This window comes from Bacillus cereus group sp. BfR-BA-01430 (assembly GCF_022663115.1).
Taxonomy (GTDB): domain Bacteria; phylum Bacillota; class Bacilli; order Bacillales; family Bacillaceae_G; genus Bacillus_A; species Bacillus_A cereus_BD.
Window position 1 is genome coordinate 1 of record NZ_JAKUEW010000012.1, and the last position, 13,466, is coordinate 13,466.

A 13,466-nucleotide genomic window follows, 5' to 3' on the forward strand; every position below is an offset into this window, starting at 1 on the left:
TTTCTTCAGTTTAATTCTACCTACTGGATCGGGAGCTTTTTTATTTTTCACTATCATTTCTACTGTCTCTTTTTGCTTTACTGTTACCGTTACTTTATCTTTTGATAATTCGTAGCCCGCTGGCGCTTCTATTTCAACGATTTTGTATTCACCTATCGGTAAATCTTTTGATATTGCTTCCCCTTTTTCATCCGTCTCTAATTTTTCTACTACTTTTTCATTTCCGTCTACAAGATTAAACTTCGCTCCTGCCAATGTTTTATCTACATTGTCTGTATCAACTTTCTTCAGTTTAATTCTACCTACTGGATCGGGAGCTTTTTTATTTTTCACTATCATTTCTACTGTCTCTTTTTGCTTTACTGTTACCGTTACTTTATCTTTTGATAATTCATAACCCGTTGGCGCTTCTGTTTCAACAATTTTGTATTCACCTATCGGTAAATCTTTTGATATTGCCTCCCCTTTTTCATCCGTCTCTAATTTTTCTACTACTTTTTCGTTCCCATCTACAAGATTAAACTTTGCACCCGCCAACATCTTATCGATATTTTCCGTATCGACTTTCTTTATTTTCACTTTTCCTGTTCCAGGCTTGTTCCAGTTCTTCCAGTTTAATTGAAAGTTATGCCCTTCAAACCCACCTCTTTGATGTAGTTCACCCACAAATATTTGTCCATTGATAGAACCACCTTTCGCTTCTAGCACAGCATTTGGAGCAAATACACTTCCGACGACACCATAACCATCTGTTGTAATCTTTTTAGCATTAGGAAATGCCCAAATAACTTTCTCATACAGCTTATTAAACGTCGAATGAGGATTATAAGGTTGTGAAGTCTGTACTACATCGGTAGCTGTCCCAACATTGTTTGTGTCATACAATATTGACCCGTTTTTAAAAGCAATCTCTGTTGCATCAGAATACATAACAATAAAATCTTTATTGTCAGCATTCGGTAAATATACATCTCTTACCTCTAAACTTGATTTCCCTGTCATTTCTGATGAAACATATATATTTGGATTCTTCATATCTTCCCCAATACCATAACTCATTTTTGGTACCGGATTATTTGTTTTGTATTGACTTGCGTCCCTATTGACCTGATTAACTATATTACGAAACTCATTAAATTTCGCATCAATTTCTGATTTTTCTTTATGAACAATACGATCATAAGATTGTAATATATTCTTTAAATCAGCCTCTTTTGTCATTACAACGATTCCATGTTGAACTATGAAAGATTCTTCTCTAGATTTTTTCATTTTCCCCGACAATAACAAGGATGGATATCCTTCGTCAATCCATCTTTCACCAATTATGTTAAACCCTCCAGTTGCAGCACCTACAACGGTATAACCTGATGCATCCATATCACCTTGAATTGCTATCGCTCCCTCAATATCTCCACCTATCGCACTATGATCACCAAAAACAACTGCATTATAATGAGAGATATTACCTAACCCTTTTAATTCTACTGTAGATGCATGTACTTCTTTCGGTAAATATATTACAAAATTCACACATGTAAGTAAAAGAACCATAAAATGAATACTTATCTTCTTCAATTGTGGTCTCAATTTCCCTGTCTCCACCTTCACATTATTCTTTTCTAAAATTTTGTAAATTGAGCATATAGACAAGATTATGTTTTATCTACTTGTTTTTCTCTTATAAATTGCGAATAGAAATGTACATAACAGTATGATTGGAACAATGATTATCCACTTATCAAACCATTTCCCATTAGTCATTTCTTGCCGTTCTTTTTCTTTTTGATTATAATCTACACGCTCACCTCGAATAAGCAATCTATGTGTATTTGATCCATACGGCGTACATGTAACTAACGTTGTATAATCTTGATTTTCTGCAATTAGTAAATCATCCGTTTCATGTGGTAACACTACTTTTATTTGATCTACTTCATAAGCAAGAACATTATTTAAGGAATAAATATAGAAAAAATCTCCTTCAACTAACTTATCTAAATCTGTAAATAACTTTGCGGACGGTAAACCACGATGCCCCGTTAAAACAGTGTGCGTACTTTTCCCACCTACTGGGAGCGAAGATCTATCTAAATGACCTACCCCACGGCTTAATACTTCCTCAGAAGTTCCTTGATAGATTGGCAATTTTTCATCGATTTTAGGTATTTCAATATATCCCATTACATCGCCCAAATTTAAAGCATCTGCGTACGATTTTTGATTACTTTTTTGTTCTTCAGCAAACGGATCTGAAAATGTTTGCGTAGAGTTTTGAACTTGTTTGTTATACTCAGCCGCTTCCATTTCCCTACGTTTAATTTCTTTCTTTTGCAATGATTTTATTTTCTTATCATAAGAGTTAATCTCAGAATAATGTGCCCTCGTCGCCAACCAATTACTAATAGTAGGATATAGGAAAATGCTAAGTCCTAATAAAAAAAAACCTCCAAAAACAATATTTCGCTTCATAGTTCTCCCCTCTATACGTACTGAAATGTCGAAAAGAGGAAAGCAAATCGCTTCTCCTCTTTTTACATTACGTGGTCAAACCTCTCTAAAAACTTAATTATTTGCAGATTTTTTTCTAAAGAAAGCAAATGCTGCCACAGCCATTAGCACAAGACCTAGTATAGTAAAAATAGCTGTGCCCATACCTCCTGTTGCCGGAAGAATCCAGCCGCTTTTATTATTTTCCACAGTTAATTTAATCGATTGTTTATTTTCATTAACAGTCACATCGATTGGTTCCTTTAATAATTGATAAGAACCTGTTGTACCATCTTCTTTTGTATATGTTGGTGCTTTCGTTTCAACAATTTGGTAGTCTCCATACGGAAGGTTACTCCATATAATGATACCATTTTTATTTGATACACCTTTTACTTCTCTCCCTTCTACAATGACCACCTTTCCATCTTTATCTCTTAATTCAAACTCAGCACCTTGTAATTTCTTACTATTAGCACCATCAATTTTTGTTAACTCAATCGTTCCAGTTGTCGGAACAACAATTACTGGTTTAGATTCCTTATCGCCCGTCACATCGTTCTTGTTCGTAAACTCAATGGCCGCTTTATTCAGAATTTCCGTCCCAGCTTGTACACCTTCTTTTATTTGCGATTTAATTTGTAAATGAAATTCTTTTTTCTTATCTAACATTGCAAAGTCTTTCACAGTAGCTGTCACTTTTTGCCCTTCTACAACTACTTCTACAACATTTGCATCTACTTCTTTTCCATCGATTTTCACAACTGGCTTACCTTGAATCACTAAACGATTGTCTAACACGTCTGTTACAACGTACTGTTTATACTCTTTAATATCTTCTGGAATTAATGTTTTAATATCATAATTGTAATCTGTTAGTGGGTTAATTGGTAAAGCTTCTAAGTTTCCATTAATCTTTTTGTCAATTGTTGGCTCTTCATAGTTTTTCACTACTACTTTTACTACTTCACCGGAAGTAATTGTTCCATCTTCATTAATTGTTCCAGAGTTTGCAATTAAAAACTCATATTTTGTTGGATCATTCATATATCCTTCTGATGCTTTTGTTTCTTGAAAATAGTATCTTCCATACTCTAAACCTTGTACGCGTATATAACCATTTTCATCTGTTACCAAGCCCTTTTGAAATTCTGTTCCATCTTCTTTAAATAAAGAGAATTCTACATGTGCTAGTGCTTTATTTCCTGCACCTTTCTTCGTTAATTCTACTGCACCGCGCTTAATTTCATTCTTTGGATACATATGAACATCATAGTTTAATACATTTCCATCTTTATTTGTCAGCGGAACATCGACTGTATACGTATTTGGGTTTAAGTTAACATGCGGAGGCCCTGCTACTTCTTTCACTTCATAACGTCCTAATGGAAGCTCTTTTAAAACCGCTTCTCCTTTTTCATTCGTTGTTACTTTAACCGGAGTTGCAGTCTCTACAGGTTTCACTGCTTCTTTCACAATCTTTCCGTCACTCGAAATTTTCTCAAATGATGCAACTTGTTTCACCTCAAACGTTACACCTTTTAATGGCTTGGCATCTTTCGGCACATCCTGATTCGCAGAACCATCCCCTTCAGCCCCTGCTATTTTGTCTTTCTCTTGTTCATACTTATGAATTGTTAAAGAACCTTTTGTTTTTGAAGCTGCATTTGCAAATAAGCTAGGCAATGCAGAAAACATTAGTACAAAGACTAAAATCATACTCAATAATTTTTTCATTTCTCTTTTCCCCTTCGCTACTTCTATCATTTTTAAAATCTATTTACTGCTATTTTTCTTACAAAAAACAACAATATTACTACAAGCACCAGTATTGAACGGATAACATAAAACATAGTTGTTCCAACATCCCCAATGTTTACAATTCCCCAGTTACTCTTCGTATTTTCTACTATTATATTTTCTGCCTATACCATCGCTGTAATGGATACCCAAATCAGATTCGTCAGTAATCTTCATTTTCCATATAAATATATCCATACATTTTTGTGAATTATTGTAAAAAACAAACGCCATTTCATGTATCTTTTTGTTCCTTGCGTTATCATCTCAATTCATTCCTTCGAAAATTATCCATTAACATCTCTCCTTTTTTCATTTGTGAGATCATATACTCTTCAAATCTAAATAATTTTCTTGGCAGATCACATCAACAACTATGAAACAAATATGATAGTTCTCAGCTTTTATGCTACCTTCAACAGCTGTTACTTACCTATTAAATAATATGTGCTATTTTTGAGAAATTATGGTATTATTCTTAGAAGTTTGGTATTTTTCACTAAAAAATACCTTTTTGTTACATGTAATGACATTTACAATGCTTTATGAACAAATAAGCAATCGTCATTGCGCATCTAGTACATACAACTGTAAGGAGGAAAAGAAAATGACTAAATCAATCAATCTAGTCGATATAGAATACACTTGCAATGTATTTTTTCAATCTTTCAAAATCCCAGTTTGTTTTTTAGATACTAACAAAAATATTCTTCGCAAATTTACATCAAAAGATCTTTCGAACCCTCTCTATACCTCAAAGGAGGAAGAATTACATACACTTTATCAGATAGGTGATCCATATAATGTTCCTATCTTCAGAACCACTCAATATCTAGAGCATTTTATTTTAATTCACATAAGAAACGATTATATAGTTAATGGCACGGTTATTATTGGCCCTGCAACGCATATAAATTTTTCAGAGGAGAGAATTGACAGCATGTTAAAAGACTTACATTTCTCTACAAGTCCCAAAAAACTAAAGAACTATTTTCTTTCATTACCAGTCAAAGATAAATGGTTCCTAGTGAATATAGCATGCTTATGTTATAACTTAATCTATAAAAAGAGATTAGATACAAATACCTTTTTAAATAAGAGCAAATCAATTGATGAGATAAATACAAATATCTTTAACAAAGATTTATATATCTCAATGCAAAAAACGACTGAATCTATCAATTTTAATTTTTCATTAGAACAACGGTTACTTGAGGGTGTTAAAGATGGGGATAAAGAAGCATGCCTCAAATATTATGATGCATATTCACAAGGAATAATTAAATCCGTATCTTCACTTAATCAATTGCGATACCAAAAAAATATAGGAATTTCTTCCATCACACTTATTGCTAAATATGCGATAAAGGGTGGTCTTCCTTCTGGGATTGCACGCACACTTGGTAAGATGTATATACAAAATATCGAAAAATCAAAAGATATAAAAGAAATTGATAAATTGCTAAAGGTTGCTCTATGCACGTTTGCAGATCGTGTAAAGGAACATAAAACACAGCACCATTCAAAAGTTATCACCACTTGTCAAAACTATATTTTTAAAAATATTTACCAAAAAATATCCGTTCAGCAGCTTGCTAACATGGTCAATATGAATCCAAATTACTTATCTATATTATTCAAAGAAGAAGTCGGAATCTCATTAAATGAATATATCCAACGCGAGCGAGTAGAAGAAGCAAAAAAATTACTAACTTTAACGGATTATTCTTTATCTGACATTTGTGCTTGGCTCAAATTTAGTGACCAAAGCTACTTTACTAAAGTTTTTAAAAAGTTCACTAACAAAACCCCTGGAAAATATCGAAAACACTTCACTATAATATAAAGCGAATAAAAATAGTCATTAATATAAGTGAAAACAGTTCAAGATACATCTATGAATGATTAGAAGTATTACACGTGCCACCCTTATATTAATTTAATAGTATAAAACGTAATACAAATATTATGTACAAGAGGTGTAAGTAAATAGCGAAATATACAAACTAGTATAAAAGCAAACGAAAAGGGTAATCTAAGCGAAAACGACATCATGATGGAGGTTTCACTTATGAAAACGCGCCAAGATGCATGGACGAAAGAAGATGATTTCCTGTTAGCAGAAACCGTATTACGACATATTCGTAGCGGAAGTACACAGCTGAGAGCATTTGATGAAGTTGGAGATAAGTTAAACCGAACGTCCGCAGCTTGCGGATTTAGGTGGAATGCAGAAGTTCGACAAAATTATGAAGAGGCCATACAACTTGCAAAAAAACAAAGAAAAGAATTAAAACGTTCGGAAGCTAGAATAGAAAAAGAACAATATCTCAAAACAAAAGAAGCAAAACAACTTGTAATGGATACCAAACATTCAGAGGACATTACAAGCAACTTACATTCTCTTACAATGCAAGATGTCATTTCATTTTTACAAAATATAGAACAATATCATCCTTCACTTACAAAGTTACAAAATGAAAATGAAACATTGCAAACAAAGCTTGCTTCTTTACAAAAAATAAATGATGAACTTGAAACAAAATTAGCTGCTCTAACAAAGCAACAACAAACAATTGAGGAAGATTACGCCATGCTTGTAAGAATTATGGATCGAGCACATCATCTCGTTTCAAAAGATCAACAAAAAGAACAAATCGCCCCTATTTTTCAAACGGACCAAAATGGAGATTTAGATATTATATATTCAGCCGAAAATTAAAAGACTCCCCGCCATTTACTATAAGGTGGGGAGTCTTTCTTGTTTGCTAAAACAAAAATCATATTTATGCTTTTTAATACTTGTTTCTCTTTAATCTTGCCCTACACGCTTCACTTCGACATTTTTGATGCGTTCACGCACAACGTGACTAGCCATAATTAGACCCGCTACAGATGGTACGAATGCGTTAGAAGAAGGTGGTAATTTCGCTTTACGAATTTTTGCATTTTCATCTGGAACAATCTCTTTACGTACTTCCTCACGAATGACAATTGGATTTTCATCAGAAAATACAACTTTCACACCTTTTTTAATCCCTTCTTTACGAAGTTTCGTACGAATGACTTTCGCAATTGGATCCGTATGCGTTTTTGAAATATCTGCGATACGGAAACGAGTTGGATCCATTTTATTCGCCGCACCCATACTAGAGATTATCTTAATTTTACGACGTAAACATTGCTTAATTAAATGAATCTTGTACGTAATCGTATCGGAAGCATCCACGACAAAATCTAATCCATATTGAAAGAAATCTTCATACGTTTCTTCTGTATAAAACATTTCTAATGCGATAACTTCACAATCTGGATTAATATCAGCGATGCGCTCTTTCATTAGTTCTACCTTTGAACGTCCTACAGTAGAAACTAATGCATGAATTTGACGGTTTACGTTTGTAATATCAACAACGTCTTTATCTACTAATACAAGACGTCCTACACCAGAGCGAGCTAACGCTTCAGCTGCAAATGACCCTACGCCGCCAATCCCTAAAATACCGACTGTACTATTTTTTAATATTTCAAGCCCTTCTTTTCCAAAGGCTAATTCATTTCGTGAAAATTGATGTAACATTCAGCTCTACACTCCTATTACAAAAATGGTCTACCATGAAGTATTCTAGCGTTTTTCCGACTATTTGTATAGAAAAAGTTACACAATCTTTAAAAATACATATTGAAATAGACTGGCCATCTAACAAACATACGACCACTATCAAAATTTTACTTCTCTAAAAAAGCTAGATGGAGTTAGTATACCCCATCTAGCTTCATTCTTATTTCTATTCTTTTACATTCAATTTCAAATGTAACTCTTCAAGCTGCGCTCCAGCAACGGGACTTGGCGCATCCGTTAATAAACAGCTTGCACTTGCTGTTTTTGGGAATGCGATTGTATCGCGAAGGTTTGTACGACCAGCAAGTAACATCACTAGACGGTCTAAACCTAATGCGATTCCGCCATGTGGTGGTGTACCATATTCAAATGCCTCTAATAAGAAACCGAACTGCTCTTGCGCCTCCTCTTGTGTGAATCCAAGCGCTTTGAACATTTTTTCTTGTACATCACGCTCGTAAATACGAAGGGATCCACCACCAAGTTCATAACCATTTAATACAAGGTCATACGCTTGTGCACGCGCTTTTTCTGGCGCTGTTTCTAATAGCTCAACATCTTCACGGAACGGCATTGTAAATGGATGGTGCGCTGCAAAATAACGATTTGCCTCTTCATCATATTCAAGAAGCGGCCAATCTGTTACCCATAAGAAATTGAATTTATTTTCGTCAATTTGTTCAAGCTCTTTACCTAAGCGTAAACGAAGTGCACCTAAGCTATCTGCCACAACGCTTTTCTTATCAGCTACGAATAATAATAAATCGCCCGCAGAAGCTTCTAATGTAGTCATTATTACATTTGCTTCTTCTTCATTAAAGAACTTCGCAATCGGTCCTTTTAAGCCATCTTCTTCCACTTTTAACCAAGCTAAACCTTTTGCACCGTATACTTTTACAAATTCAGTTAATGCATCGATATCTTTACGAGAATACTTGCTCGCTGCACTTTTTGCATTAATCGCTTTTACTTGTCCGCCATTTTCTACAGCACCTGTAAACACTTTAAAACCGCAGTTCGCTGCAAAATCAGATAAATCCGTTAATTCCATTTCAAAGCGTGTATCTGGTTTATCAGAGCCATAACGAGCCATCGCATCAGCATATGTCATACGAGGGAATGGTACGCTAATTTCTATCCCTTTTACATCCTTCATCACTTTCGTCATCATGCGTTCCATCATGTCTAAGATTTCTTCTTGTGTTAAGAAGGAAGCTTCGATATCGATTTGCGTAAATTCTGGTTGACGATCCGCACGTAAATCTTCATCACGGAAACAACGTGCTACTTGATAGTAGCGCTCAAATCCACCGACCATAAGAAGCTGTTTAAATAGTTGCGGAGATTGAGGTAATGCATAAAACTCACCGTCATGCACACGACTTGGTACTAAATAGTCTCGGGCACCTTCTGGTGTACTCTTTGTTAAAATTGGTGTTTCCACTTCTAAAAACTCTTCTGTATCTAAGAAATTACGAATTGTTTTCGTTACGTCGTGACGCATTTTGAACGTATTGTACATAACAGGACGACGTAAATCTAAATAACGATATTTTAAACGAATATCTTCTGATGCATCTGTATCATCTGCAATAATAATCGGCGTTGTTTTCGCTGCATTTAAGACCGTTACTTTTGTCGCTTGCACTTCAATGTGGCCAGTTGCCATATTTTCATTAATTGCACCAGCTCCGCGCTCAACAACTGTACCTTCTACATGTAATACGTATTCACCGCGAATTGTTTCTGCCACTTCTAATGCTTCTTTTGATGTTTCTGGACTAAAGACAACTTGTACAATACCTGTACGGTCACGTAAGTCGATAAAGATTAGTCCACCTAAATCGCGGCGTTTTTGCACCCAACCTTTTAATTGAACCGTTTGTCCAATTGCTTCTACAGTTACTCTTCCACATGCATGTGTTCTTTCAGCCATTGTAAGCTCCCCCTATATTAATTTCTCTGCTACGTATGAAGCAAATACATCTAATGCTACTTCTTCTTGCTCGCCTGTCGCCATATCTTTTAAATTAATAACACCTTTATCTAGCTCATCTTCACCTAATACCGCTACATATTTCGCATTTAGACGATCCGCTGATTTAAATTGTGCTTTCATTTTACGATTTAAATAATCTTTTTCAACTGATAGACCAGATTTACGAAGGTCAAAAGCAACTTTTGCAGCATGATCCTTCGCCTTATCACCAAGTGCAACAACGTAACAGTCGATTGTATTTTCAATTGGCAACTCGATATTTTCAGCCTTTAGTGCCATAATTAAACGTTCAATACTCATCGCAAAACCGATACCAGGCATTTCTGGACCACCGATTTCTTGAACAAGTCCATTATAACGTCCACCACCACTTAATGTTGTAATGGCACCAAAGCCTTCCGCTTCACTCATAATTTCAAAAACAGTGTGTTGATAGTAATCTAAACCACGCACTAAGTTTGGATCTTTTTCAAATGGAACACCCATCATTGTTAATAGTTCTTGAACCTTTTCATAATATGCCGTTGATTCTTCGTTTAAATAATCTGTAATAGATGGTGCTGCATTCATTAATTCATGATCGCGATCTTTCTTACAGTCTAAAATACGAAGTGGATTTTTCTCTAAACGAGATTGGCAATCGGAACAAAACTCACCAATGCGCGGTTTAAAGTGAGCGATTAATGCTTCACGGTGCGCTTGACGGCTCGCTGGATCTCCTAAGCTATTTAATACAACTTTAATATTTTTTAAGCCCATACCACGGTAAAATTCTACTGCAAGTGCAATGACTTCGGCATCAATTGCAGGATCATTACTACCGATTGCTTCAATACCAAATTGGACGAATTGACGATAGCGACCTGCCTGCGGTCTTTCATAACGGAACATTTGACCGATATAGTATAATTTCGTTGGCTGTGTTGCATCACCGAACATTTTATTTTCAACATAAGAACGTACAACAGGTGCAGTACCTTCTGGACGAAGTGTTAAACTGCGCTCTCCACGATCTTGGAATGTGTACATTTCTTTTTGAACGATATCTGTTGTATCACCAACGCCTCGTAAAAACAGCTCTGTATGTTCAAAAATTGGTGTACGAATTTCTTTATAATTGTAACGACGGCAAATTTCGCGCGCTTGTCCTTCGATATATTGCCATAATTCTACACTACCTGGAAGAATATCTTGCGTTCCGCGTGGGATTTGAATAGACATATTCAGTTCCTCCTCAAATTATTTTAATCTTAATAAAAATAAAAAAACTCTCGACTCTACTGATTATCCAGTAGGGACGAGAGTATAATACCCGTGGTGCCACCCTAATTGAAGCAACGTATGCTTCCACTTTTTTAATAACGCTTAAAGTTTGCGTTCAACCCTACTAAGCATACGCCTTTCAAGTTAAAACCTCCAGAGTGTCATTCAATCAGTCATCATGTAGAAATGCTTTCAGCCTAAGACATTTCTTCTCTTTCCATGTGTGTCTCATTTACTCTTCTCTATCAACGGTTCTTTTCATATGTAAATATAAAATTACTATACGTTTGTTAAGAACGATTGTCAAGTGCTCTAGGAGCGTTCCAACTGCTTCTTTAAACGTCTTACATCTTGAAGGGAAATTCCAAACTCAGAAGCAAGCTCCATCCCAGTATTCGTTTGTTCTTTTGAAATAAAATCATGGAAACTCACATTAAATAATTGATTTGCACCATTTGTAACAGAATGTCCTTTTTCATTCATACGCATCTCTATCCCTCACAATCAATATGGATGTATTTATGTTTTATTGTTCCATATTGACGGGATGGTTATACGTATAAAGGCATCACGTTATTCCATGCGACTTTTATATAAGTCATCTGCTCTTTGAACCAGAAAGAATGTTACCACACTTGCTGCTATTACAAATATTACCCAAGTACTGTAACTTAACGCTACGAGAGTAACTCCTACTGCATGTAAAAAAAGAGCCAAGCTGAACCACAAGAAAAATTTAGAATCTTTGAATATAGACCAATTTATACAATTCCTCTCCTTATCACACATACATTCGAATATTTTCACTATTTTTACAGTATACTATATAATTAATTGTTTTTTCTTCCAAATAACATTAGAGTTCGATTCACAACAATAATGATAGCCAGTATTTCTCCTGCCCGAAATTCCCAATTTCCAACAATTCCAAGAATACATAACTCCGGCATGAAACATAGGGTGATATTATATGCTGGAAGTACCCAAATCTATCCCCTACTTTCATTTCCCTTCTGCCATAGAAAGTAAACTCATTCTACACACTTATTCAATATATGAACTAACGCCTCTGGATTTGTTTCCATTACCCAATGTCCACCAGCTTCAATAGAAAAAACATTCCATTTTCTATCTCTTGCTTTTTTTGCTGATGCTAAGAAGATAGGTGTCATTGGCCAATATTCTGGATTATCCTGTACTTCAACATATATATGAGGTATATGTTGAACAATAGGATTTTTTATTTCAACTGCTTGTGTAAAAGCCAACAATGACATAGCTGATTTTCTTTCATCTAATGTATTTCTAGGTAGAACACGCCATCCTTCTCCGTATACTTTTACTTCTTCTATAAAGTGTGCAGCCATTTTTGGCCCAGAAATGTCCATGACAGAATCACCGTCTTCCGGCATCATGGCATCCACATATACCATTTTCTTAATAAATTTTGGAATTACTTCTGCCACACCTGTAATCACCATACCAGAATAACTATGTCCCACTAAAATTACATCTTTTAACCCCTCATATCGAATGGCATTAACAATATCTTAAATATATGTATTTAATCCTATACTAGGTTGCATAAGATGTGTTCGTTCTCCAAGCCCCGTTAATGTAGGAGTATATACACGATGACCATCTCCCCTTAAAAGTTCTGCCACTTTTCTCCACACATAACTACCATCCTATGCACCATGAACAAGTACAAAAGTTCCCATCAAATTCTCCTCCCATAATCCCCCAAAATATATTAATTTTCACAAATATCATAACAGCAATTAGAAAAATATACCATTAAAAGAAATTACAAAAAGAGAGGATCACATACTCCTCTCTTCTTCGAAAATACTATTTACTTTCTACAATTAAGGTCACCGGGCCATCGTTTACTAAAGAAACGTCCATCATTGCTCCGAATTTACCTGTTTCTACGTGCAGTCCTTGTTTACGAATTTCTTCGTTAAAGAAATCGTATAAGCGCTCTGCATAATCAGGTTTCGCAGCATCCATAAAGTTTGGACGTCTTCCTTTACGACAATCCCCGTATAATGTAAATTGCGAAATCGATAAAACTTGTCCTTTTACATCAAGTATAGAATGGTTCATTTTGCCATTCTCATCTTCAAAAATACGTAAGTTCGCAATTTTTTCAGCAATGTAAGTTGCATCTTTTTCTGTATCTTCATGTGTAATGCCAACTAGTAAAGTTAAGCCAAACGGAATTTGTCCCACAATCTCACCATCTACTGTGACAGACGCTTCCTTTGATCGCTGTAAGACAACTCTCAT

Annotated in this window: 10 protein-coding genes, 1 pseudogene and 1 other annotated feature; of the genes and pseudogenes, 2 read left to right on the forward strand and 9 right to left on the reverse strand. The window is 35.1% G+C overall.

From position 1 onward, the window contains the following. The 3 genes from MR058_RS17545 to MR058_RS17555 all read right to left on the reverse strand — a co-directional run. Positions 1–1,590: SpaA isopeptide-forming pilin-related protein (locus MR058_RS17545; protein WP_242145187.1), on the reverse strand; the 1,590-nt coding region annotated here is incomplete at its 3' end. A 72-nt stretch (positions 1,591–1,662) separates the two neighbouring features. After that, positions 1,663–2,472, reverse strand: coding sequence for a class C sortase (locus MR058_RS17550; RefSeq protein WP_242145188.1), 810 nt, complete (start codon positions 2,470–2,472; stop codon positions 1,663–1,665). Between the two features lie 93 nt (positions 2,473–2,565). Next, positions 2,566–4,227 carry a SpaH/EbpB family LPXTG-anchored major pilin gene (locus MR058_RS17555; RefSeq protein ID WP_242145189.1) on the reverse strand — a complete coding sequence of 554 codons (1,662 nt, stop codon included), beginning with the start codon at positions 4,225–4,227 and terminating at the stop codon, positions 2,566–2,568. Positions 4,228–4,897: 670 nt separating this feature from the next. Between MR058_RS17555 and MR058_RS17560 the strand changes: the two genes are divergently transcribed. Next, the gene (locus tag MR058_RS17560; RefSeq protein ID WP_242145190.1) at positions 4,898–6,136 is read left to right on the forward strand and encodes a helix-turn-helix domain-containing protein; all 1,239 of its coding nucleotides are present in this window, start codon (positions 4,898–4,900) and stop codon (positions 6,134–6,136) included. Positions 6,137–6,361: 225 nt separating this feature from the next. Next, entirely contained in the window at positions 6,362–7,012 is a 651-nt protein-coding gene (locus MR058_RS17565) for an RsfA family transcriptional regulator (RefSeq protein WP_242145191.1), read from the forward strand. 90 nt (positions 7,013–7,102) lie between these two features. Here the strand turns inward: MR058_RS17565 and MR058_RS17570 are convergent, their stop codons facing one another. The 6 genes and pseudogenes from MR058_RS17570 to MR058_RS17595 form a co-directional block, all read right to left on the reverse strand. Next, entirely contained in the window at positions 7,103–7,870 is a 768-nt protein-coding gene (locus MR058_RS17570; RefSeq protein WP_242145192.1) for a tRNA threonylcarbamoyladenosine dehydratase, read from the reverse strand. A gap of 208 nt (positions 7,871–8,078) precedes the next feature. Continuing rightward, positions 8,079–9,848: an aspartate--tRNA ligase gene (gene aspS, locus MR058_RS17575; protein WP_242145194.1), complete on the reverse strand. Its 1,770-nt coding sequence runs from the start codon at positions 9,846–9,848 to the stop codon at positions 8,079–8,081. A 12-nt stretch (positions 9,849–9,860) separates the two neighbouring features. After that, positions 9,861–11,132 (reverse strand): histidine--tRNA ligase, encoded by a 1,272-nt coding sequence (gene hisS, locus MR058_RS17580; RefSeq protein WP_242145195.1) that lies wholly within the window; start codon positions 11,130–11,132, stop codon positions 9,861–9,863. 69 nt (positions 11,133–11,201) lie between these two features. Beyond that, positions 11,202–11,432: a binding site (T-box leader), on the reverse strand. Between the two features lie 54 nt (positions 11,433–11,486). After that, entirely contained in the window at positions 11,487–11,663 is a 177-nt protein-coding gene (locus tag MR058_RS17585) for a hypothetical protein (RefSeq protein ID WP_012095581.1), read from the reverse strand. A 542-nt stretch (positions 11,664–12,205) separates the two neighbouring features. Further along, positions 12,206–12,850 (reverse strand): annotated as a pseudogene (locus MR058_RS17590) (alpha/beta fold hydrolase). A gap of 175 nt (positions 12,851–13,025) precedes the next feature. After that, the gene (locus MR058_RS17595) at positions 13,026–13,466 is read right to left on the reverse strand and encodes a D-tyrosyl-tRNA(Tyr) deacylase (RefSeq protein ID WP_242145197.1); all 441 of its coding nucleotides are present in this window, start codon (positions 13,464–13,466) and stop codon (positions 13,026–13,028) included.